General features: G+C 59.4%; 23 protein-coding genes. 8 read left to right on the top strand and 15 right to left on the bottom strand.

Annotated features, from left to right (window positions below; all coding sequences use genetic code 11):
- Positions 1 to 30: 30 nt before the first annotated feature.
- From GKQ23_RS00570 to GKQ23_RS00560, 3 genes are all read left to right on the top strand, one after another.
- Positions 31 to 1,236: a diguanylate phosphodiesterase gene (locus GKQ23_RS00570; protein WP_212408332.1), complete on the top strand. Its 1,206-nt coding sequence runs from the start codon at positions 31 to 33 to the stop codon at positions 1,234 to 1,236.
- Between the two features lie 227 nt (positions 1,237 to 1,463).
- Positions 1,464 to 1,697, top strand: a complete 234-nt coding sequence (locus tag GKQ23_RS00565) for a YgdI/YgdR family lipoprotein (protein WP_056237702.1) — start codon at positions 1,464 to 1,466, stop codon at positions 1,695 to 1,697.
- A gap of 16 nt (positions 1,698 to 1,713) precedes the next feature.
- Complete coding sequence (locus GKQ23_RS00560) at positions 1,714 to 1,941, top strand: YgdI/YgdR family lipoprotein (RefSeq protein WP_056237705.1); 228 nt, start codon at positions 1,714 to 1,716, stop codon at positions 1,939 to 1,941.
- 240 nt (positions 1,942 to 2,181) lie between these two features.
- Here the strand turns inward: GKQ23_RS00560 and GKQ23_RS00555 are convergent, their stop codons facing one another.
- Positions 2,182 to 3,594: a porin family protein gene (locus tag GKQ23_RS00555; protein ID WP_212408331.1), complete on the bottom strand. Its 1,413-nt coding sequence runs from the start codon at positions 3,592 to 3,594 to the stop codon at positions 2,182 to 2,184.
- A 54-nt stretch (positions 3,595 to 3,648) separates the two neighbouring features.
- Entirely contained in the window at positions 3,649 to 4,404 is a 756-nt protein-coding gene (locus tag GKQ23_RS00550) for a Slam-dependent surface lipoprotein (protein ID WP_212408330.1), read from the bottom strand.
- A 310-nt stretch (positions 4,405 to 4,714) separates the two neighbouring features.
- Between GKQ23_RS00550 and GKQ23_RS00545 the strand changes: the two genes are divergently transcribed.
- Complete coding sequence (locus GKQ23_RS00545; RefSeq protein WP_249168396.1) at positions 4,715 to 5,311, top strand: cytochrome b; 597 nt, start codon at positions 4,715 to 4,717, stop codon at positions 5,309 to 5,311.
- A 14-nt stretch (positions 5,312 to 5,325) separates the two neighbouring features.
- Here the strand turns inward: GKQ23_RS00545 and GKQ23_RS00540 are convergent, their stop codons facing one another.
- On the bottom strand, positions 5,326 to 6,126 hold the full coding sequence (locus tag GKQ23_RS00540) for a glucose 1-dehydrogenase (RefSeq protein ID WP_212408329.1): 801 nt from the start codon (positions 6,124 to 6,126) through the stop codon (positions 5,326 to 5,328).
- 472 nt (positions 6,127 to 6,598) lie between these two features.
- Between GKQ23_RS00540 and GKQ23_RS00535 the strand changes: the two genes are divergently transcribed.
- Complete coding sequence (locus GKQ23_RS00535) at positions 6,599 to 7,213, top strand: hypothetical protein (protein WP_212408328.1); 615 nt, start codon at positions 6,599 to 6,601, stop codon at positions 7,211 to 7,213.
- Between the two features lie 246 nt (positions 7,214 to 7,459).
- On the top strand, positions 7,460 to 8,017 hold the full coding sequence (locus tag GKQ23_RS00530) for a hypothetical protein (RefSeq protein ID WP_249168395.1): 558 nt from the start codon (positions 7,460 to 7,462) through the stop codon (positions 8,015 to 8,017).
- Positions 8,018 to 8,209: 192 nt separating this feature from the next.
- On the opposite strand, the gene GKQ23_RS00525 is transcribed toward GKQ23_RS00530, so the two are convergent.
- Positions 8,210 to 8,983, bottom strand: a complete 774-nt coding sequence (locus tag GKQ23_RS00525; RefSeq protein ID WP_212408327.1) for a 2OG-Fe(II) oxygenase family protein — start codon at positions 8,981 to 8,983, stop codon at positions 8,210 to 8,212.
- A 99-nt stretch (positions 8,984 to 9,082) separates the two neighbouring features.
- On the opposite strand from GKQ23_RS00525, the gene GKQ23_RS00520 reads away from it, so the two are divergent.
- Positions 9,083 to 9,991: a LysR substrate-binding domain-containing protein gene (locus tag GKQ23_RS00520; protein ID WP_212408326.1), complete on the top strand. Its 909-nt coding sequence runs from the start codon at positions 9,083 to 9,085 to the stop codon at positions 9,989 to 9,991.
- A gap of 4 nt (positions 9,992 to 9,995) precedes the next feature.
- Here the strand turns inward: GKQ23_RS00520 and GKQ23_RS00515 are convergent, their stop codons facing one another.
- Positions 9,996 to 10,556 carry a DMT family transporter gene (locus tag GKQ23_RS00515; protein ID WP_212408325.1) on the bottom strand — a complete coding sequence of 187 codons (561 nt, stop codon included), beginning with the start codon at positions 10,554 to 10,556 and terminating at the stop codon, positions 9,996 to 9,998.
- A gap of 93 nt (positions 10,557 to 10,649) precedes the next feature.
- Here GKQ23_RS00515 and GKQ23_RS00510 point away from each other — a divergent pair, with 93 nt between their 5' ends.
- Complete coding sequence (locus tag GKQ23_RS00510; RefSeq protein WP_212408356.1) at positions 10,650 to 11,558, top strand: LysR family transcriptional regulator; 909 nt, start codon at positions 10,650 to 10,652, stop codon at positions 11,556 to 11,558.
- 218 nt (positions 11,559 to 11,776) lie between these two features.
- Here GKQ23_RS00510 and hpaC read toward each other — a convergent pair whose 3' ends face one another.
- The 10 genes from hpaC to GKQ23_RS00460 form a co-directional block, all read right to left on the bottom strand.
- On the bottom strand, positions 11,777 to 12,295 hold the full coding sequence (gene hpaC / locus GKQ23_RS00505; RefSeq protein WP_212408324.1) for a 4-hydroxyphenylacetate 3-monooxygenase, reductase component: 519 nt from the start codon (positions 12,293 to 12,295) through the stop codon (positions 11,777 to 11,779).
- 11 nt (positions 12,296 to 12,306) lie between these two features.
- Positions 12,307 to 13,869, bottom strand: coding sequence for a 4-hydroxyphenylacetate 3-monooxygenase, oxygenase component (hpaB, locus tag GKQ23_RS00500; RefSeq protein ID WP_212408323.1), 1,563 nt, complete (start codon positions 13,867 to 13,869; stop codon positions 12,307 to 12,309).
- Positions 13,870 to 14,021: 152 nt separating this feature from the next.
- Positions 14,022 to 14,894 carry a 4-hydroxyphenylacetate catabolism regulatory protein HpaA gene (gene hpaA / locus GKQ23_RS00495; RefSeq protein WP_056237729.1) on the bottom strand — a complete coding sequence of 291 codons (873 nt, stop codon included), beginning with the start codon at positions 14,892 to 14,894 and terminating at the stop codon, positions 14,022 to 14,024.
- A 9-nt stretch (positions 14,895 to 14,903) separates the two neighbouring features.
- Complete coding sequence (gene hpaX, locus GKQ23_RS00490) at positions 14,904 to 16,262, bottom strand: 4-hydroxyphenylacetate permease (RefSeq protein WP_212408322.1); 1,359 nt, start codon at positions 16,260 to 16,262, stop codon at positions 14,904 to 14,906.
- A gap of 17 nt (positions 16,263 to 16,279) precedes the next feature.
- Positions 16,280 to 17,080, bottom strand: coding sequence for a 4-hydroxy-2-oxoheptanedioate aldolase (gene hpaI, locus GKQ23_RS00485; protein WP_212408321.1), 801 nt, complete (start codon positions 17,078 to 17,080; stop codon positions 16,280 to 16,282).
- A 9-nt stretch (positions 17,081 to 17,089) separates the two neighbouring features.
- The gene (gene hpaH / locus GKQ23_RS00480) at positions 17,090 to 17,893 is read right to left on the bottom strand and encodes a 2-oxo-hept-4-ene-1,7-dioate hydratase (RefSeq protein ID WP_212408320.1); all 804 of its coding nucleotides are present in this window, start codon (positions 17,891 to 17,893) and stop codon (positions 17,090 to 17,092) included.
- 10 nt (positions 17,894 to 17,903) lie between these two features.
- Complete coding sequence (locus GKQ23_RS00475) at positions 17,904 to 18,290, bottom strand: 5-carboxymethyl-2-hydroxymuconate delta-isomerase (RefSeq protein ID WP_101505131.1); 387 nt, start codon at positions 18,288 to 18,290, stop codon at positions 17,904 to 17,906.
- Positions 18,291 to 18,335: 45 nt separating this feature from the next.
- Positions 18,336 to 19,409: a 3,4-dihydroxyphenylacetate 2,3-dioxygenase gene (gene hpaD, locus GKQ23_RS00470; protein WP_212408319.1), complete on the bottom strand. Its 1,074-nt coding sequence runs from the start codon at positions 19,407 to 19,409 to the stop codon at positions 18,336 to 18,338.
- A 122-nt stretch (positions 19,410 to 19,531) separates the two neighbouring features.
- On the bottom strand, positions 19,532 to 20,986 hold the full coding sequence (gene hpaE, locus GKQ23_RS00465; RefSeq protein ID WP_212408318.1) for a 5-carboxymethyl-2-hydroxymuconate semialdehyde dehydrogenase: 1,455 nt from the start codon (positions 20,984 to 20,986) through the stop codon (positions 19,532 to 19,534).
- The gene (locus GKQ23_RS00460; protein ID WP_212408317.1) at positions 20,983 to 22,263 is read right to left on the bottom strand and encodes a fumarylacetoacetate hydrolase family protein; all 1,281 of its coding nucleotides are present in this window, start codon (positions 22,261 to 22,263) and stop codon (positions 20,983 to 20,985) included. The genes hpaE and GKQ23_RS00460 overlap by 4 nt, the downstream gene beginning before the upstream one ends.
- Positions 22,264 to 22,516: the final 253 nt, after the last annotated feature.

The following is a 22,516-nucleotide window of genomic DNA, read 5'->3' as shown; positions in this document are numbered from 1 at the left end:
CCGTTGCGTCACGTACAATGGAAAGTAACTATGCTAACGACCCTTATCTACCGAAGCGATCTGCATCATGACTTGTCCACCGATTCATTAAAAAAATTGATTGAACGTGCGCGCAGTAATAATGAAAGTGTGTCGGTTACCGGGATATTGTTATTCGACGGGCGGACGTTTTTCCAGATTCTGGAAGGCCCGCGCGAGTCGGTCAACGCCACTTATCATCGGATCTGCCGCGACGACCGTCATAATAATTTCACCCTGCTGCTGCGTGATTACGCGCCTCAGCGCCGCTTCGGTCTGACCGGGATGGAGATCTACGATCTGAGAAACGCCGACCGGGCTGACGTTTTTACCGCCATTCTGCCGCAGCGCAGTTTTACTTCGTCGCAGACCTATGAAGACCGGCCGATACGTTTTCTGCGCTCTTTTCTGGAAGATAAAAACAGAAGCAGCTACGTCAGAGTGGCACCGGTCAGCAAGGATGATTTTTATCAGCAGGCCATTCCGTTGCATGATGAGCGGAATATCTGCCCCGCCAGCCGGCGCTGGACGTTTGCTTTCCAGCCGATCGTCGACACCGTCGAAAAAAAGGTCATCGCGTTTGAAGCGCTAATCAGAAGCCCGTCGGGCGGCTCGCCGCAGGATCTGTTCAGCAGCATGGCCAAAGATGAATTATACGAAGTAGATTTACTCTCCAAAGAATCGGCGTTTATTCGCGCAAAACAGATCGGTCTGGTAAACCGCAAGGTCTCGGTGAATCTGTTGCCTGGTTCGCTGGTCAGCCTGCCCGATGGTGTCGATCGCCTGCTGGCGCTGGTCGCCGCCGCGGGACTGGTGCCGGAACAGGTGGTGGTTGAAGTGACGGAGGATGAGATCATCTCCAACTTCACCGAGTTTCAGGTGGCGATTGATAAGCTGAAAGCGGCGGGGATCAGCCTGGCGATCGATGACTTTGGTGCCGGCTTTGCCGGCCTGTCGCTGCTGTCGCAGTTCCAGCCGGACAAGCTGAAAATCGATCGAAAAATTATCACCGGCATCCACCGTAGCGGCGCGAGGCAGGCGATCGTGCAGGCGATCCTTAACTGCTGTGCGTCGCTGGAGATCACCGTAATTGTGGAAGGTGTGGAACAGGTGGAAGAGTGGGCCTGGCTGCAGGCGGCAGGCGCGCGTTACTTCCAGGGGTTCCTGTTTGCCCGACCGGCGCTGAGCGGTGAAATGATCGTTCACTGGCCCGGCTAAGCCATACTCCTGTCACCTGAGCGAGGCGTCATCCACGACGCCCCGTCGCAGCGTTGTTTCTCAAAGCACCCGCAACTCAACGCCTTTTTCCTCGCACTGTGAATACCGTTTTCCCGCATCATTCGCACTCTGTCCAGATGCGCAAATATGCTGTTTTCCAGCAGAATGAAAAAATTAGTCTATGCTTTACAGGTCAGTTAAGATTTATTCCACTACAGGGAGTCATTATGAAGTCCAGAATAGCTACTGCGGTATTCCTTACGTCACTATCGCTGATAGCGTTGACGGGATGTTCATCTAATCAGTCGATCAGGACCACCGACGGCCGCACCATCGTCACCGACGGAAAGCCACAGATTGATAATGAAACCGGGCTGGTTTCCTATAAAGATGCCCAGAGCGGAAAAACCGAGCAAATTAACCGCGATCGGATTTCAAATATGAGTGAACTTGATAACTGAGTGAAGGAGAGGGGCAATGAATAAAACTGTGATGACTATTGCTGCGGCCATCGTGGCCTGCACGGCGTTAAGCGGCTGTACCCGTACCAGTTATGCTATCCATACCAACGACGGGCGCACCATCGTCAGCGACGGCAAACCGACCAAATCGGAAACCGGGCTGTTAGGTTACAAAGACGCCAACGGCGTCAAGCAGCAGATTAACCAGTCTGATGTGAAAGAAGTGTCGGAAATTCCACACTGAGAAGAATAAGCCGCCGGAAGGCGGCTTTATTAACTGGCCGTCTGGCTGACGATTTTATCCATTCTGCGCTGCCCTCAGGTTTCGCTTACACCCCGCTGGTACTGGCTTAAGCTGACCGGCTGCAGTTAAGTTAAAGTACGGGCTATCCTCCTCTCAACGAGATCTGAGACGACAGGCAGACCGTCTTCATGACGGATAAGCGTTAATTGTTTTGTTTTCAGATAATATTGTTGCTCGCGTTTAAAATTGCTTATCCACTGACAGCGTAATGCTGTGCTGGCGATAGCTGTAAAAATCGATATTGCTGTTAACCCGCTTCTCACTGAAGTTCAGCTTTGGCATCAGCCCGAGGAAATGCAGGTCGCGATGCCAGACGGCAAGGTGGTAAAACTGTTCGTTATCGCGGCGGCGCACGGCGAAGATATCGCTGTCCGCCTCATAGTTGCGTTGTGAAAACGCGCCCAGTGCAGAAAACGAGATCTTCCACGGCAAATCAACCTGTACCGCCGCCCGCACGCCGGCGCGGTGATTGCTTTCACTCGCTGTGCTGGTTTGCTGCTCGAGGAGATCCACGCCGCCGGACAGCGCAACGCGCGGGTTCAGCGCATGGGAAAGCGTGGTTGAAGCATAGCGCGTGTAGCCGCGCAGAAACTCATAGTCCTGATTGTCGTAGCCCATCTTCTGATATTCCAGTGCCTGGCTGACCTGCCATTTGGGTGATATCAGATAGCTGTATTCCAGCCGGACACCCGGGCCGGAAGAGTAGGCGTCCGTTCCGTACCAGCGTTTCTCATAAAACGGCAGCGCGGCGAACTGCTGGCGGAAGTTGCGCCACAGATATCCCGCATAAATCCGGCTGGTAATGTCGTCATAATCATGGTTATTCCAGTAGTCTTTACCGTAGACGGTACCCAGAAAGCGCAGGCTGTGCTGATCGTAGAGAGGTAAATCCTTTTGCAGTGCCGCGCTGAACGACACGCCTTCTCCACGCTGGGGGAAACTGTCTTTGTTACGGATAAACTCCCGGTTACCAATGCGAATGATGTCGCCGGACGAAGCGTTATTCACGTTGCTGTCGTTAAGATAGCTCAGGTTAATACTGCCGCTCAGCGTACCCTTTCTCTGAATTCGCTCCAGATACTGAGCGATGATGTGCTGAACGTTATCCGGTGGACTGGTCTGCAGCACCCGGCGGAAGTGATACTGCGCAATATCCACCTGATTATTTTCATACAGGGTGCGTGCCAGCTCCAGACGCACGGCGGCCAGCTCGGGATGTTCACTCAGGATGGCCCGGTAGCGCGCTACAGCCAGCGCGTGGTGGCCTTCGCTGCGCGCCAGCCCGGCACCGGCGAACAGCACGAGGGTCCCATCGGGATGCGGCGTGGCGGCATACACCGGCAATATTTCACGCACGACATCCCATCTGCCCTGGGTGACGGCGCCGTCGAGCAGGGCTTTCGCCAGTTCAGGACGGGCAACAAGATCCCGGTTGGTGATGTGCTGCGTATCAGCGCGATGGCTTTCTGCGGGTTGCTTAGAGAGGCGATCTAAATGGCTGGCAGCAGGGAGGTAGCGGGTTTCCGGCGGGGCGGCGAAAACGCAGCTGCACGGCCACAGCAGCAGAGATGCCACTAAAACGGGAACTTTCATCACGGGGATCACCATCACTGGAAAACCGGCCAGACGGGCTGGCCGGAAAGCGCGTTACTGTTTTGTGGCACCAAAGGCGGTGTTTTTGCTGGTGTCAGTAAACTGTGCCACGCCGGCCAGTTCTTCTGCTGCGGGGCCCATAAAGTGGCCGATAAAGGTGCCTTTTTCTCCCCCGGACTGTGCATCACCGCTGAAACCGCCGTTGGAAATTTTGCCCTGCATCGCCACCTCACTGCCGAAGTTATCCGCTTCCACTGGGGTAAGCGTACCGCTGATGGTTTTGCTGGCGAAATCGACGTTGAAGCTGGCATCACCGCGTTCGGTTCCGCGCAGCGCGGTACCGGTATAGCTCGCTGAACCCTGCGTCGGCACGCTGGCGGTCGCGGTGGCTTCACCGGTGTAGAAGACCTCATGCTTATCAGTATCGTAGTTCGTCCATGTACCAAAGGTGGTGTAGCTCATACTGCCGCAACACCAGGAGGTAGAGGTGACTCGCGTATTGTCGGCACGGACTAAAATTTCATTACGAACGCCGCTAACGAACACGCCGCCGCCGCGCATCACATATTCACGACCATCCGGCGTCGTGTAGGTGTAACCGTCCAGTTTGCCGCCGCTGGCATAACTCGTCGCCGGGGTCGTTGGCAGAGCGGGTGTGGTACTGGTGTTATCATCGGTCTGAACCGGTGAGGTTGTTACCGGCGGTTCGCTGTCGCCGCCGCCGCCGCCGCCACCACCGCCGCCGCCACCACCACCGCATGCGGTTAGCGCAATCACTGACAGTAACAGGGTCGATTTAATGTTAAGCATGAAAAAATCCCTCTTAATGAAACACGTATCTTTTCCTAATAATTTGACGCTATAAGTTACACAAAATTTCGGTTTTTTTACTCAACTTATGCCTGAATTGAGGGTTTATAGGAATTTTCTTATCACTACCGGTAAGCAATCAGCGTTTTTACCTTTGCGCTCTCAGGCGGGTTTATCTTATCGTTGACGTCTGTTCGTCCGCCCGGTAGCCCTGTGAATACAGGCTTAACCGCTGACGTTGATGGTATTCCATACGCATGGAATGACGTGGTGTAATTTCGCAATAAGCCAAATCAGAAGGGGAGAGGGAATGACGGTGAAAACCCTGGAGCGGCGCTCCGGTGGCAGGGGGATGGATACGCCCGCACGCTACGGTCTGGTCAGCCGCGTGCTGCACTGGGGGATGGCTTATCTGCTGCTCTGGCAGTTTGTGATGGTGTTCAGCTGGCGGGCCTTTGGCGACTCCGCTGTCGTTGACTGGCTGGTGCGGATGGGGCCCGGTCACGGCACGGTCGGTCTGCTGACGCTTGCCTTCGTTGTCGTGCGGGCCGCCTGGGTTCTCGTCAACCGCCGCCGCCGCCCGCCCCGCGTATCCGGATGGCCGGGTGCCGTCGGCCAGGCCGTTCACGTGGCGTTCTACCTCCTGATGCTGGCGATCCCCGCGATTGCCCTGCTGCGCGCCTACGGGAACGGAGAGGGCTGGAGCCCCTGGGGCATTGCGCTGATCCCGAAAACCGGCGTCGAAGTCAGCTGGATGGTGGCGCCGGCCAACGCGCTGCACAGCCCGCTGTCATGGCTGCTCTGCGGCCTGATCGCCGTACATATCCTTGCCGCGTTGTACCATCGCCTGATCCTGCGCGATGGTGTTCTGGGGAGAATGGCGGGGTTACGTAAGGCGCAGAAGTAACCGAGGGCAAGGGGCTAACCATTGCCGCGAAACTCCGGATAGAGCGTCATGCCGCCATCGACAAACAGCGTGGTGCCGTGCACGTAGTCGGAGAGGTCGCTGGCCAGCCACAGCACCGCGTTAGCGATATCCTGCGGTTCACCGATGCGGCCGTAGGGGATCAGCTTTAACAACGCCTTCGCCGCGTCGCCCTGGGTGGCATCGACGTTTATCGCGGTGGCGATCGCGCCGGGGGCGACGGCGTTGACCCGGATACGCTCTTCACCGATCTCCTGCGCCAGGCTGCGCATCAGCAGGTCGATGCCGCCTTTGGAAGCCGCGTAGTTCACGTGGCCCGCCCACGGGATCAGCTGGTGCACCGAACTCATATGAATGATTTTTCCGCGAGCCCGCCCGGCGGACGGGCGTTCGCCCTGCTGACGGAACTGGCGCACCGCCGCCCGCGCGCAGAGAAACTGCCCGGTCAGGTTGACGTCAATCACCGTATTCCACTGCTCCAGCGTCATCTCAGCGATGGCGGCGTCGCGCTGCAGGCCAGAGTTGGCTACCAGAATATCCAGCCCGCCAAACCGATCCACGGTCTGCTGAAACAGGCGCTCCACGTCGGATTCCTGCGAAACGTCGCCGGCAAGGGCAATTGCCTGGCCGCCGTTAGCCGTAATCTGCTGCGCCAGCTGCACGGCCGGCTCCGCGTTTCGGTTATAGTTGATCGCCACCGCGGCCCCGGCGGCGGCCAGCGTCCCGGCGCAGCCGTAGCCGATGCCGGAGCTGGCTCCGGTGATTAATGCCACCTGGCCGTTAAGTGAAAGTTGCATAAGCGTGCCTCCTGACAATGGGTGTCCACCAGTAAATTAATGTAGAACACCCGGTGAGGGTTGCCAGCATCATCGGGCTCCTGGCGCGCTAACGTATTGAATATCCGCTATGCGGTTATGCTTTTTTACATTTTTGGGTACACTGCGATTGAGTAAACGCAATCAGGTATATTTCCATTTAGAAAATTTCATATCTGCAATATCCCTTTATTGCAGATATCTGGCATTGTCATGGTTATTTCACCGCTGTACTGATACATCAGGAGCGCAGTTTCCGGTTATCTGTACGCACCTGAAACATCCCACTGCGTTTTTAACACGCCCTTGACATATAATGGTCTGCTGAATATAAATATGAGCCCGACGACGACGACATGAACATGCACTGAAAGGGATGATAGTGTTAGCATAATAACTCTGGGATCGCCTCTGTGCAGCAATAATTCAGTTAACTAACTATAACGGTACGTAAATGAAAAGAAATCTGTTTGTCCTGCTGCCTGCAACATTTATAGCCCTGCCTTTTTTGCTTAATCCGGCCAGTGCTGCCCAGCCTGTTCACCCGGTAGACGTAAGATCTTTCGACGTGGCAGGCGTGAAGAGTGGTATGAGCGTTGAAGAAGCGCGTAGCGCAATGCAGAAGAACTTCGGGGTCTCAGCCGATAAAATTGTCGCTTCTGACTCAATGGATTACCAGACACCGACGGTGATCACGGGCAGCAAGCAAGTGATGTATCTTGTCTACGAAAACGACGGCACCAGAATGCAGGTAAGTTTTCAGCCACGCGTTCCTTATAATAAGACAAATCCTATGGCAGCGGATTTAATTAGCTATGAAATACCCTGGACAAATGAAAATCAGGAAGCAATGAAAAAAGCTGCTCTCGCAAAATATGGTCCGGTCTCAATAAGCAGCATGTATCCATTATGGTGTGAAAAACCGATCCCCGGGACGGGTATGGGGTGCGAATCAGGTTCTGCCCAGCTGGAGCAAAGCAGCACAAAAATCACCCTGACCGATCCTGCCTGGCAAAATGCCGTTATCAAATACATGGATGAGAAAAAAACCACAAAGCCACAGTTTTGATTTTCCTCCTCGCTCAGCATGGGCTTTCCCTGCAGCAGGGGGAGTCCACGTGCTGGACAGATCCTGACGGGAGTGATATTAGGAAATGTCTTAAAAACTGAGTTAATCAATTCAGACTGAATGCAATGTCAGGCGTTAACACAGTATTCTTCACTCTGTTGAACAGGTTTTTCACTGTATTACGACAGGGGCGTCATTTTATTATCGCATCCACTGAAAATTAACTATAAATATGAGAGTTACTGAATGGGCTTAAATAATATCTCAAAAATCGCAACCGCACTCAGTTTTGCAGTGGCGATTGGCTGCACTATAAACGTAGCTTCAGCTGCCAACGTTGACGCAACTGAAAAATCAGCCGCCAGTAGTGAAACTGTCTCCTTGCTTGACGGAAAGCAGCTGTTCAGCCTGCAGGGCTATGTGGTTCAGCCTGTTCCCGGCGGCGCGCCTGGCAACATGTATGTCAACAAACAGGCTAAGCGCGTGCTGATCGTCAATGAAGATGAAAAACCGCTGATTGCCCGTGGTGGCAGTGACAAAGATTTTCTGGATGGCATGAAGTCCATCAAAGATAAGCAGAAGGAATCTTCTCCCTCTTACACCGTGGTGAGTGAAAAAACGGAAAACGTCAAGGGGCTTGAGGTTTACCACGTTGAAGCGACCAGCAATATGGGGGGTAACGAAGTGCAGCAGGCCACCCTGATTGCCGTTGCCGGGAAAAAATTCTCTGTTATCCAGATCATTTCAAATTACCGGGATAAGGCCGGGCATGTTGCTGCGGTGAATAATATTCTGGGAAAATAAGCTGAAAGCCCTGGCTGGTGAGTGACGTTCATCAGTCAGGGTGAATTCTCTACTCTCTTCTTTAACCCTGTAACCGCATCCTCAGCGTTGACCTGCGCACCGCTGCCGGGGCGTCTGATGCTGTTTCCACTATGGAGTTGTGGTACAGCCTGCCGCACGCGGTAAATCTTTCTGCACGCCGGGTCCCTGATTTCACACTCTTCCGTAAAATGTCATACGCGCTGTCTCTGATAATGCAATGCCGGGCTGAGTATTGTAGGCCAGAACTGCCAGCATCCGCGTGATCTCCCCTTCAGTCGGGGTCACGCGGTGCAGGGAATTACGACCACGAAATAGCACCAGGTCACCTGCATCAATCGCCAGTGCTTCAACAGGCCTACGTTCATCCAGAACAGCCTCGACACCCGCGAAGTTCATCTCTCCGCTATCGGCATCACGCAGGTCTTTCACGTACTGAAACACCCCGCCCGCCAGCGGTTTCTGTATCAGCAAGGTGATGGCAAAAGAGGAATTGTCGAAGTGCCAGCCCAGTTCCTGGCCGTGAGGCGCGTAGTGCAGGTTAACGGAGGAAAGAGGGTCAGCGTAGGGGTAAAGCGCCTCTTCGCCCAGTACATAGCACAGGAAACTTTTGAACAGCTCATCATTATAAAGTTGGCGCAACGGCGACTCAGCAGGGATTATATCATCGGTGATACATCCTTTGGTGCTGACCACATCACGGTTGCGTGGGTGTTCAGGGCTGAACGCCTCATCAGGTTTCATCAGATAAACGTTATGTTTGCTGAGGGTGTGATAAGCCAGATGGCGTTGCGCATTGCCTTCTTCGATGATTGCCTGTAAGGCCGTGGGTTGCAAAAACTGACGCAGCACCAGCGCGCCAGAATGGTTCAATTGTTCACGACAGCGTTGACGCCAGTCGTGATCGACCAGCGGATGCAGATCCAGACGAATAAGAGAGCCAGACATAGCAACAATTCTCATGGTTAACAGGTGTGATGTTACTTTAACCGTCACCTGTTAAGCAGCGTAACGATAAATACTTAATACCCTGTTAAGGAAGAATTAATGCCTGCTCAATCGTCAAGATTACCAAAAATCAGCGTCATCCAGTCATTTAAAGTGGCCTCCGAACTGGGTAGCCTGACGAAAGCGGCCGCACAGCTGGCGTTAACCCCGGCAGCGGTCAGTCAGCAGATTCGCCAGCTGGAGGAGCAACTGGGGAGTACCCTGTTTTTACGCACACAAAATGGCGTAATGCTGACTGAAACCGGTAAGGAGTATCTGCGTTATGTCACTGAAGCCTTTGATATTTTGCATCTCGGTCAGCAAAATATCCACAAGGCGGCCAGTGTACCCAGATTGACGGTGTATGCCTTACCGGCGCTGGCGTCGAAATGGTTGTTACCTCAGCTGGCTGGCTGGCGCGCCCGTTGCCCGAATATCGATCTGTCGTTACACGGTACCCACGCTCAGGTCGATTTCGCCGCAATGCCAGCGGATTTTGTTATCTGTTTTGGTGAAGATCGTTATCCGCAACTGGATAAGCAGTGGCTGTTCCATGATGAGGTGCTGCCGGTCGCCAGCCCGGCCTTATTACAGCGTTTTTCATATGAAGACATCCTCAGCCATGCACCTTTGATCCACCTCGACTGGGGTAACGAAGGACGTTTCCTGCCTGACTGGCGTAGCTGGTTTCAGGCCAGAGGCATGGATGAGCCGCCGTCACAACCCGCGTTCAGCTTCAATCTCACCTCGCTGGCGATTGATGCCGCAGTGCTCGGTTGCGGGCTGCTTCTGGGGCAGCGACGCCTGATTGCAGGGGAACTGGCGCGTGGCGAGCTGGTGGTGATTGATAATCTTTCCCTGCCGCTCAGCAAACCGTATTTTCTTGCCTGGCCGCAACGTACTTTGAGCCAGCCAGGCGGTGAAGCCATGATTCACTGGCTACGTGAGTCAGGTGCGGATTGCCGGTAGCGGGTCAGTCAGAAGAGGGCGGCCTGGCAGAATTTTCAGTGAATGTCTTCGGCAGCGTGCGCTGGTCTGCCACCGGCGCGCTGCGGCCGGCACTACTCAGCCCGCCGTAGTGAATACAGAACGCGCCAGCCAGTATCAGGGCGACGCCGGCCACGCGGACCAGGTTGATCGGCCGCGGCGTCAGGTTCATCAGGCCAAAATGGTCCACCAGTACCGCGGCGATCATCTGACCGGCCACCACCAGCACGAGGAAGCTGCCCGCACCGAGCTTTGGCGCAAACGCGGTGGCGCTGACCACGTAGAGCGCGCCGAACAGGCCGCCGATCCAGATCCACCATGGGGCCTGCAGCGCGGTGGCGACGCGAGGGGCGGGCACTTTAAACAGCCAGAGCAGCGGCAGCAGCACCAGTGCGCTGACGGCCAGCGAGACCAGCGCCCCCCACAAAGGATGCCCCAGCGCTTTACCGACGGCGGCGTTGCTGCTGGCCTGAAAAGGCAGCAGCGCACCGGCCAGCAGGGCGATGGTGACGGGCAGGAAGGTGAGAAACAGGGTTTTACTGAGCATGGCAACCTCATCAGGAAAGGATGTGATGGGGCGATTGTGGATTATCAGTTATAGTTATAGAAATCGTTTATCTGCATTATGGGTATGCATCATATGGATGAACTGCGCAGAATAGATCTGAACCTGCTGCTGACGCTGCACGCGCTGCTGACGGAAAAACACGTCACCCGCGCCGCCGTCAGGCTGCACAGAAGCCAGCCGGCGGTCAGCCACGCGCTGGCGCAGCTGCGGACGCATTTTAACGACCCGCTGCTGGTTCGTCAGGCGGGGCGGATGGCGCTGACCGCGCGGGCACAGAGCCTGTTACCGACGCTGAACAGTGCGCTGGCGGAGCTGAACGACCTGCTGGGCGCGGCGGAGTTTGATCCGGCTACGCTGCGGCGCACCTTCCGGGTGGCGATGTCGGACTATGCGGCACGCATCGTGCTGCCTGAGCTGGTACGTCACCTGAGAAAAACGGCACCTGGCGTTAATCTTGCCATCAGCCAGGCGAGCCGGGAACTGATGCTGGCGCAGCTGGCGGAGGGCGAGCTGGATCTGGCGCTGGGAGTGTTCCCGGATGCGGAAGATGCTATTCAGCAGCAGGCGCTGTTTAACGAGCACTTTATCTGCCTGGCGGACCGCGACACGCTGCCCGCGGGCAGGGCGCTCACGCTGGATGAGTGGCTCGGCAGACCGCACGTGATGCTGGCGATGAAGCCGGACGCGCGGGATGAGATCGAACGGGTGCTGGCAGCGAAAGGGCTGCAGCGGCGTATCTGCATGGCGCTGCCGCACTGGAGCGCTGCCGTCAATCTGCTCCCCGGCACCGACCTGGTGCTGACCGTGGCCAGCCGTTCGGTCAGCGCGCAACGCTATCCGTCGTCGCTGTGTCACTTTACGCCGCCGCTGGCGCTGCCGGAATTCACCTACCACCAGGCCTGGCACGGCAGAAAGGAGCGCGACCCGGCGCATCGGTGGCTGCGCAACGCGTTGCGCGCGTGCTGTTCCGCGATGAACTGACCGGTGAGCCTCTTCCGGCATTAAGCTGAAAGAGGCGGCCGTGCAACGGTCTGGCCGTTGGCATCTGATGGCAGCATCAACCGATGCGTGAATACAGCGGCCCGATGTTCTGCCCGGACTGTTTCTGATGGCTGCGCAGAGGCCTGAAGCGTCCTCAGCGGGTGATCTGCGTTGCCAGGGTAACGCGGTAACCGCTCACGGCAGTTTTTTGTGAAAAGTTACACGGTCACCCGTTTCTGCTGGTACGGCGTGGCGTGGAACTGGCGTTTAAAGTAGATCAGCCCGCTGCCCTGCGTCGCCAGCGCGATATGTCTGACCTCCAGCAGATAGACCCGATGGGTGCCGATGGTATCAATTTGCTGAATCTCACCCTCCAGGCTGGCCAGCGCCCGTTGCAGCACCGGCTGCTGCAGTTCACCCTCGCGCCAGCCCTCCAGCCCGAAGCGCTGCTCCATACTCAGTTCGGTCATGCCGGCAAAGTGGCGCGCCATCTCCTCCTGCTGGTGGTTCAGCACGTTGACGCACATGCGCCCATTGCCGGTAAAGACCGGGTTCATCGCGCTGCGGCTGTTGATGCACACCAGCAGCGTTGGCGGCGTGTCGGTCACCGAACAGACGGCGGTGGCGGTAATGCCGCAGCGCCCGGCGCTGCCCTGGGTCGTCACAATATTGACCGCCGCCGGTAAGCTGGCCATCGCCTCACGAAAATTCAGGCGGTGCTGTTCTTCACTGGACATAAAAACCCCCCTTATTTCAGTAAACGGTCAAGCTGGCTGATGTCGTGGTTGTTGTGCAGGTGCGGCACCGTCCAGCCGTGGCGGTCATAGTCGGTCAGGCAGCGGTCAACCATCGCCATCATGCCCTTCATGCTGCCCGAGTCCTGCGCGTGGCGCAGGCACTGCAGGCGCACCTCATCCTGGCTGCCGGCATAGTTAATTTCATACAGCTCGTGGCGGCCGCCAAACTCGCTGCCCATCGCGTCCCACATCAGCCTGAGGATCTTGATACGCTGTTCGTGGTCCATACCGTTGGAGCCGCGCACGTACTGCGCCAGATAGCGGTCGATCTCCGGGTTGTTCAGGTCACGCACGCTGGAAGGCAGGTAGATCAGCCCGCTGGCAACGTTGCTCTCAATGATGTTTTTGATTTTGCTGTAGGCCATGGGTGCCATCACCCGGTAGGTCTGCATCGCCTGCATATCCGGCAGCCAGGCACCGTTTTTCCACGGCTGTGCTTCTGCGGCCATCGCATCGCTGAGCGACCAGAACAGGTTGCGCCACGCCACCACTTCGCCCAGCGCCGCCTGCACGCCGCGAAACTCAATGACGCCGGTACATTCGAGGCTTTTCTGCAGCAGCGCGGTGATGAAATCAAGCTTCACCGCCAGCCGCACGCAGGCCTGCATCGGATAGAGGCGGGCAAAACCGGCCTCGATGCTCCAGCGGCGGCAGCGGTCAAAGTCGCGGTAGACCAGCACGTTCTCCCACGGGATCAGCACGTTATCCATCACCAGAATCGCGTCGTTTTCATCAAAGCGGCTGGAGAGCGGATAGTCGAACGGCGATCCGGTCGCGCCGGCCACCAGTTCAAAGGAGGCGCGGGAGATCAGCTTAACGCCGTCGGCATCCATCGGCGCGATAAACATCAGCGCAAAGCTGGGATCGTCGCCCATCACCTGCGCCGAGCCGAAGCCGATAAAGTTGTAGTGGGTCAGCGCCGAGTTGGTGGCCACCACCTTGGCGCCGCTGACGATAATGCCGGCGTCGGTCTCCTTCTGCACCTGCACGTAGACGTCTTTCACCTCGTCCGACGGCTTGTGGCGATCGATCGGCGGGTTAACGATGGCGTGGTTAAAGTAGAGGCCGGCTTCCTGAATGCGCTGATACCAGCGGCGCGCGTTGTCGGCATACTCGCCGTAGAACTCCGGGTTGGCGCCCAGCGAACAGCAGAACGCCGCCTTATAGTCCGGCGAGCGGCCCATCCAGCCGTAGCTGAGCCGCGACCAGTCGGCGATCGCATCGCGCTGCTGGCGGATCTCCTGCGCCGAGCGGGCAAAGCGGAAGGTGCGGTGGGTGTAGCCGCCGTTGCCGGTATCGGTCTGCCAGCACAGCCGGTCGATGCTCTCCGGCGCGTGCAGCGCGTCGTACAGCTGCGCCACGGAAGCGGCGGCGTTGCGAAACGCCGGATGGGTGGTGACGTCTTTGACCCGTTCACCGTAGATAAAGATTTCACGGCCGTCCTGCAGGCTGTTAAGGAACTCGGCGCCGGTAAACGGGCGGTTGCTGGCGGAGCGGTGGGCTTCAGGTTGCATGGTTCTGCCTCATTATAGTGACGACGTCGCCTCGGCGAGCGTCCGGTTTGTTATCTGAGTGATTTTTTCTGTTAACCGATTTAAGCGCTGCAAGGCGGCGTGCGGAAGAGACGTTTCAGGCGATTGCGGGTACTTTTCACCGGCTCCGGCGCTTACCGGTTGCGGAACTCGCTCGGCGAGCAGCCCGCCATACGATGAAAAAAACGGGCGAAATAGGCCGGATCTTTGTAGCCCAGCGCCCAGGCGATCTGGTGCACGCTGTCGCTGCTGTAGCGCAGCAGGCGTTTAGCCTCGCGCAGCACCCGCTCGAATATCAGCCGCTTCGGCGACTGGTTGGCAAAGCGCCGGCACAGCCCGGTGAGCCGCGATTCGCTGACGCCCAGCTCACGGGCGTAGTCCGGCACCGCCAGATGCTGACGATAATGCTGGTCGATCATACGGTTAAAGCGCTGAAACTGACGCATCTCGCCGCGCACGCCGCAGGGGCCGTGCTCCCACGGCGGCGCTTCGCGCAGCAGCAGGGTAAACAGCGCCTGCGCCAGCGCGTTAAGTGCCAGCTCGCGCCCGGCCGCCGCGCCGCTGAACTCTGCCGCGATCAGCGGCCAGTAGTGATCCAGCGCGGCCAGCGTCAGGGGTGAGGCGGCCAGCGACAGGCAGACGCCCGCGCGGTTGATCGTGTCCGCCTGACCCGGCCACAGCTTTTCCGCCAGCGACCACACCAGCTCCTGGCGCACCGTTAAGACGTGCCCATCGCTGTCCGCTTCGGTAATAAACGCGTGCGGCACCGATGGCGGCGTCAGGATAAACAGCGGCGCGCAGACGTCGTAGAGATGGTCATCCAGCTGCAGGGTGATCTTACCGGTGGCGAGATAGTGCAGCTGGAAATAGCGATCGTGCCAGTGCGCGTGCATATCGCGGCCGAAGAAGTGCGCCAGCCGGGCGAAGGTTTCATAGTGCACTTCGGCATCGGCGTAGCCTGAGTCATACGCTTTGCTGATATCGATATTGTCACCGCCAGCGCTCATCGCTCCTCCTTAGCGCAACGGATGCGACCGCGCGGCCAGCGGCGTCGGTTGCCGGCCTTCCCCGTTCATCGGAATGCGGCTCAGTACCACTGCGCCCAGCACCAGCAGCCCGGCCACCAGCCACAGCCCGGCGTTGAAGCTGCCGGTGGCGTCGCGCAGAATACCAATCGCCAGCGGGCTGACCGCCGAGCCGATGTTGCCCACCGCGTTGATCGCCGCCAGCGCCAGCGCCCGGGCCTGAAAGCTGATAACGCGGTCCGGGGTGGTCCAGAACATCACCATCGCGGTAAAGGAGCCGGAGGAGGCGATGATAATGCCCAGCAGCTGTACCAGCGGATGGGCGGTGGCGGAGGCCAGCAGCCAACCTGCGGCCGCAAACAGGTAAGGGATCAGCGTATGGCGCTTGCGCTCCTGGCGGCGGTCAGAGCGGCGGCTCCACAGGATCATCGCCACAATGGTTACCAGCTGCGGAATGGCGGCCAGCATGCCAATCACGATATTGCTGCTGCCGGCGTTAACACTTTTAAGGATCTGCGGCGTCCAGATATTGATCGCACTTAAGGTGTTGGCAAGGCAGAAGTAGGCCAGCGTGTAAAGCAGCACCAGCGGCGTCAGCACCTCGCGCCACGGCGGTCTGGCCTCGCCAGCGTCGGCGGGCGGCGCGGTGCGTTCGCGCTCAAGCAGTGCGATCAGCAGCCGTTTCTCGTCCGGCTGCAGCCAGCGCGCCTGCTGCGGCCGATCGTCAAGGAAGAACCAGGTAACAACGCCCAGCAGCACCGAGGGCGCGCCCTCCAGCAGAAACAGCCACTGCCAGCCTTTCAGGTTCCACAGGCCGTCCAGCGCCAGAATATAGCCGGACAGCAGCGAACCGAACATCATGGTCACCGGCATGGCGATCATAAACAGCGCGTTGGCGCGGGCGCGGTATTTTGCCGGGAACCACCAGGTAAGATAGACGAGGATCCCCGGCAGGAAGCCGGCTTCGGCGATGCCCACCAGCATGCGCAGCAGATACAGCGACGTGGCATCAGTGGCAAACAGGGTACAGGTGGAGGCGATGCCCCACAGCACCATAATTCCGGCGATCCAGCGCCGCGCGCCGACAATCCCCAGCATCAGATTACCGGGAATGCCGCACAGCACATAGGTGACGTAGAACAGCGCGGCGGCCAGGCCGAACAGGGTGGAGCTGAGCCCGAGATCCTTGCCCATGGTCAGACCGGCAAAGCCGATATTGATCCGGTCAAGGAAGGAGAAAACAAACAGCACAAACAGAAAGGCGATCAGGCGGCGGAACAGTTTTTTCATCAGCCGCCGTTCGGTGGCGGCCGGACCGTTCTGCTGAGAGTGGTCAGGGGTCACGGACATGTTTTCTCCTCAGGGGATCAGTAAACCGTCGGTTCTGCGGCGGCGCTGCCGCCCGTCGGGGAAATAAAGCGTGCTGCCAGCGCTTCGGCGCCGCGGGCCAGCAGGGTGGTATCGACGCCGACCGCCACAAACAGCGCCCCCAGGTCAAGATAGTGTTGCGCCAGCTTTTCATTGGCCATCAGGATGCCCGGGGCTTTGCCTGCCGCGCGGATCGCGGTAATGCAGCGCGCGATCGCCGCCTGCACCTCGGGATGGCCGGGATTACCGGCAAAGCCCATATCGGCGCTGAGATCGGCCGGGCCGATAAACACGCCGTCGACGCCTTCCACCGCCAGAATCGCCGCCAGGTTATCCACCGCCTCGCGCGTTTCGATCTGCACCAGCAGGCAGATCTGATCGTTGGCGCGGAGCAGATAGTCAGGCTCGCGGTTCCAGCGCGAGGCGCGGGCCAGCGCGCTGCCGACGCCGCGGATGCCCTGCGGCGGGTAGCGACAGGCGCGTACCGCCTGCTGCGCCTGGGCGGCGTTCTGTACCATCGGCACCAGCAGCGTCTGCGCCCCGGTATCCAGCAGTTGTTTAACGATCACCGGGTCATTCACCGGTGGCCGCACCACCGGATGACTGGGATAGGGGGCGATCGCCTGCAGCTGGCAAAGGATCGAGCGCACGTCGTTGGGCGCGTGCTCGCCGTCAATCAGCAGCCAGTGAAAACCGGCCCCGGCCAGCAGCTCGGCGCTGTAGCTGTTTGCCAGCCCCAGCCACAGCCCGATCTGCGGCTGTTTATCGGCCAGCGCCTGCTTAAATGCGTTATGTGGCATGGTGCCTCCTCAGACAAACCGGCAGCTGATGGCCCCCATCGGGCCGTAATCGACGTGGAAGGTGTCGCCCTGGCGCACCGCGACCGGACGGGTGAAGGAGCCGCCGAGGACCACCTGGCCGGCCTCCAGCTGTACGTCGTGCGCGGCCAGCTTATTGGCCAGCCAGGCGACGCCGTTGGCCGGGTGATTCAGCACCGCGGCGGCGACCCCGGACTCCTCAATCACCCCGTTGCGGTAGAGCAGCGCTGAGATCCAGCGCAGGTCCAGCGCGTCGGGTTTGATCGGCCGCCCGCCCATCACCACCCCGGCGCTGGCGGCGTTGTCGGCGATGGTGTCGAACACCCTGCGCGGCCGCTGGGTTTCCGGGTCGATGCCGTGGCAGCGCGCGTCGATAATCTCCAGCGCCGGAATGACGTAACCGGTGGCGTTATACACATCGAACAGCGTGCAGCCGGGGCCGCGCAGCGGTTTTGCCAGCACAAAGGCCAGTTCAACTTCGAGCCTGGGGACGATAAAGCGCTCGACAGGAATGTCGCTGCCGTCGGCGAAAAACATATCGTCGAGCAGCGCGCCGTAGTCCGGCTCGTCAATCTGCGAGCTGGTCTGCATAGCCCGTGAGGTCAGGCCGATTTTATGGCCCTTCAGCGTGCGGCCTTCGGCGATCTTTGCCGCCACCGATGCGCGCTGGATGGCGTAAGCATCTTCAATACTGATATCAGGATGGCGCAGTGACAGCTGTCGAACCTGTTCGCGGCTCTGCTCTGCCTGGCGCAGTTCGCGTGCCAGCTGCTGGCGGACTTGTGGGGTTAACATAACGGGCTCCTTAATCCTTGCGGAACAGTGCGTGAACGTTGTTCTGTTTAAAGTTGAGCACTTCGGGCAGTTCCTCCACCGCCAGCGACAGCGCCAGGTAACGTTCGGCCATCAGCGGGGCAAAATGCGTTTTAATCAGGGCAAACAGGTCGTTCATCACCGGCTGCAGCTGGTCCGGCGTGCGGCCATGGCCGATTTTCAGCGTCATATGCACAAAGGCGTAGTCGTGCCGGCCGTCCGCCATCTGCCAGGTGTCGATCCAGTGGGCGCGGCTGCGGATGCCGCCCAGCGGAAACAGGCCGCTGCCGGCCAGCAGCAGGCTGACCTGCGCAAACAGCGCCGGCAGCTGCGCCTGCTGGCGGATATTGTCGGTACATTCGGTAATAAAATGCGGCATAACAGGCTCCGGGTGAGGCGCTGGCCTGGCGTCAGCGCCTGCTGATTACAGGGTATTGCCGAGCTTAAAGCCCTGCTCGGTATCGCCCTTGCGGGTGTAAGAGAAACCGTCGGCACCAATGGTCACCGCCATCTCGCTGGGATCGCTGCGCTCCACCACCGGCTGCGGCGTGCCGTCCAGCCTCAGCACCCGCGAGCCTTCGCTGTACCAGCTCGGCACCACCGGGTTGCCCCACCAGTCGCGGCGCTGGTTGTCGTGCACGTCCCAGCTCACCAGCGGGTTATCCGGGTCGCCGGTGTAGTAGTCCTGGGTGTAGATCTCAATGCGGTGCCCGTCCGGGTCGCGGATGTAGAGGTAGAAGGCGTTGGAGACGCCGTGCCGGCCTGGGCCGCGTTCGATGGCGTCTGACCGGCGCAGCGCGCCGAGCTTGTCGCAGATCGCCAGGATGTTGTGCTTTTCGTGGGTGGCGAAGGCGATATGGTGCATGCGCGGTCCGGCACCCCCGGTCATCGCGGTGTCGTGCACCGTGGATTTACGCCGCACCCAGGCGGCGTAGACCACGCCGCTGGCATCGCGGATATCTTCGGTGACGCGAAAGCCCAGCCCCTGGATATACGCCACCGCCCGCGGCACGTCCGGGGTGATCTGGTTAAAGTGGTCAAGGCGCACCAGCGCACCGGGGGTATAGAGTTCGTAGCGCCAGGCCAGCCGCTCAACGTGCTCAACCTCACAGAAGAATTCGTACGGGAAGCCGAGCGGGTCCTCCACGCGCACCGCGTCGCCGATGCCCCTGACGAAGCCGCCGGCGCGGCGCTCGGTTTTACAGCCCAGCGCCTGGAAATACGCTTCGGCGCGGTCGACGTCCTGCGGGCTGCGCACCCGGTACGCAAAGGCGGCCACCGCCGCCACCGGCCCTTCGCGCAGCACCAGGTTGTGGTGAATAAACTCCTCCATTGTGCGCAGATAGAGGGTTTTGTCATCTTCGGCGGTAACGTGCAGGCCGAGAACATCGACGTAAAACTCGCGGGATTTTTTCAGGTCGGTGACCTGCATTTCCATATAGGCGCAGCGCAGAATATCCGGCGGCGGCAGGGTGGTGGTCAGGGTTGTTGTCGTCATAGTCGGTTCTCTTCAGGGTCAGATCGGGCCGCCCGGTCAGGGGCGGCAGTGATGCGTGACGTGCTCTGTTTCAGGGGACAGCGACTGCCCGGTGGGCACCGGCGCGTTGCCGCTGGCAAACGTCAGACGCCCCATTTCGGGATGGGGTGATTGCCCATCGAGATGCAGACGTTTTTCATCTCGGCGAACACCTCGAAGCTGTACTCACCGCCTTCGCGGCCGGTGCCGGAGGCTTTAACGCCGCCGAACGGCTGGCGCAGGTCGCGGACGTTCTGCGTGTTGACGAACACCATCCCGGCTTCAATATGGTGGGCGAGGCGCAGTACCTTACTGATGTCCCGGGTCCAGATGTAGGAGGCGAGGCCGTACTCCACGTCGTTGGCCAGCCGCAGGCCTTCGGCCTCGTCTTTAAACGGCAGCAGGCAGGCCACCGGACCGAAGATCTCCTCCTGCGCCACGCGCATGCGGTTATCCACGTCGGCCAGTACGGTAGGGCGCAGAAAGTTGCCATGGGATAACCCGGCCGGGCGGTCCGGGCCACCGGCCACCAGTTTTGCGCCTTCATCAATGCCGAGGCGGATATAGCCGGTGACCTTTTCCCAGTGCTGCTGCGTGATCATCGAACCCACCTGGGTTTGCGGATCGGTCGGGTCGCCGACGCGCAGGCGGTTGGCGCGCTCCGCAAAACGCTTAACAAACTCGGGGTAGATGCTCTGCTGGATAAAGATGCGCGAGCCGGCGGTGCAGCGCTCGCCGTTCAGCGAAAAGATGGTGAACAGCGCGGCGTCCAGCGCGCGCTCGATGTCGGCGTCCTCGAAGATCAGCACCGGCGATTTGCCGCCCAGCTCCATTGAATACTTCTTCAGCCCGGCGCTCTGCATAATCCTGCGCCCGGTGACGGTGCCGCCGGTGAAGGAGATGGCGCGCACGTCGTGGTGGCGCACCAGCGCATCACCGGCGGTGGCCCCGTAACCCTGCACCACGTTCAGCACCCCGGCGGGGATGCCGGCCTCCAGCGCCAGCTCGCCCAGCCGGTCGGCGGTGAGCGGCGACAGTTCGGACATCTTCAGCACCGCGGTGTTACCCAGCGCCAGGCAGGGGGCGGTTTTCCAGGTGGCGGTCATAAAGGGCACGTTCCACGGCGACACCAGCGCGCAGACGCCGACCGGCTGCACCAGCGTGTAGTTGAGCATCTGGTCGTCGACCGGGTAGCTGCGGCCGTTCATCTGCTGGCAGATCCCGGCAAAAAATTCGAAGTTGTGCGAGGCGCGCGGGATCAGCACGTTTTTTGTCTGGTGGATCGGCAGGCCGGTATCGGCGGTTTCCAGCGCGGCAATCTCCGGCACGTTTTCATCGATCAGCTCGCCAAGCCGGCGCATCAGACGCGCACGCTCCTTCATCGGCGTATTGGCCCATTTCGGGAAGGCCCGCTTCGCCGCGTCTACCGCCTGGTGGATCTCCCGCTCGCCGCCGGAGGCGACCTCGGCCAGCACCTCGCCGGTGGCCGGGTTGCTGGTGGTGAAGTACTCCGCGCTGGCCACGCGTTTGCCGTCGATCCAGTGGTCTATCCTGTTCATTGCAGGCTCTCCTCAAACTGTTGTTCGCTGACGATATGATTAACCAGGCGGCCGACGCCTTCGATCTCCACCACCACCTCATCGCCGGGCCGCACGTCGGCCAGCCCTTTCGGCGTGCCGGTGGCGATCATATCCCCCGGCTGCAGGGTCATAATTTCGCTGAGGTACGCCACCAGAAACGGCACGTCGAATACCATGTCGCGGGTGTTGCCCGACTGCCGCAGCTCGCCGTTAACCCAGGTCTTCAGCCACAGATTCTGCGCGTCGGGTACGTCGCGGCGCGGCACCAGGCCGGCGTGCAGCGGGGTCAGCGTGTCGCGGCTTTTCACCCGCAGGTTGGGGCGGTAGTAGTTTTCCAGGTAGTCGCGGATCGCGTAGTCGTTGCACAGCGTGTAGCCCTGTACGTACTCCAGCGCCCGCTCGCGGCTGACGCTGCGCGCGGTTTTGCCGATCACCACCACCAGTTCGGCCTCGTAGTGCATGTAGCCGACGTTGTCCGGGCGCACGCTGACGGCGTTATCACCGGTGATGCTGTTCGGCGCTTTGATAAACACCAGCGGCTCCGCGGGCGGCGTAAAATCCAGCTCGCTGGCGTGATCGGCGTAGTTGAGGCCGAGTGCGAAGAAGGTCGGGTGGCCGTCCGGCTGGGTCGTGGCGTCGGCCGTGCGGGTAAAGGTGTTACGCAGCGGCGGCAGGCCGGCGGCCTTAATCACCACCTCGTCCCCGTCGTTAACGGCCACGCGCTGCTGCGGGGTGCCGAGCAGGATCAGGTCGCCCGGCTGCAGCGTTACGAAATCGCTTAATGCGGCGATCAGCGCTGCGGCCCCGCGCTGCAGCTCAGAGGTGGACCAGCACTGCACTACCACGCCGTTGATCTCGGTAATGATGTCCAGCGCGCTGGCGTCGGCCAGCGGCACGGTTTCGCCCAGCGGACAGAAGCCGTCGCGGCACTTGGCCGCGATCGCCGGCCGGTAAAAACTCTCTTCCGCCAGGCTGACCTCGTTAGCCAGCGCATACCCGCTGATACAGCCTGCGGCCTGCGCCACCGTGACCTTACGCGCCGTTTTCCCGATCGCCACCGCCAGCGTACCGCCGCTGAAGGTGGGCAGCCCGGCAAGGCTTATGGCATCGCCGCTGCGGCGGTGGGTATTACGCGGCTTGATAAACCACACCGGTGACTGCGGCGGTTGCTGATAAGGCGGCTGGCGGAAGCGGTCGGCCCACGCGTCGATTTGTGAGTGATGGTTGAGGGCAACGGAAAAAACGGATCGTTTCATCATTATTCCTTGTTCTGGGGTAACGCCTTTGCCACTTCGTTAACATATTAATGATCGGTTATCAGATCGTTTGCGTTCAGCGGGTCAATATCGTGGAAACGGGGATCAACAACGTTGCCGGGGGTGCTGTAAAGCCGTGACAGGCCCTGTCAGGTGGAGTTACGGGTGGTATTGCGCACTGATTGTTAATTTTTTGTTATTTAAATTGTGATGAGCGTCACTTTGTTAATATGTTAACGATAGGGTTTTTTTG

Origin of the sequence: Erwinia sp. E602 (assembly GCF_018141005.1) — a bacterium.
GTDB lineage: Bacteria > Pseudomonadota > Gammaproteobacteria > Enterobacterales > Enterobacteriaceae > Erwinia.
This window is presented reverse-complemented; position numbering and strand designations above follow the sequence as displayed.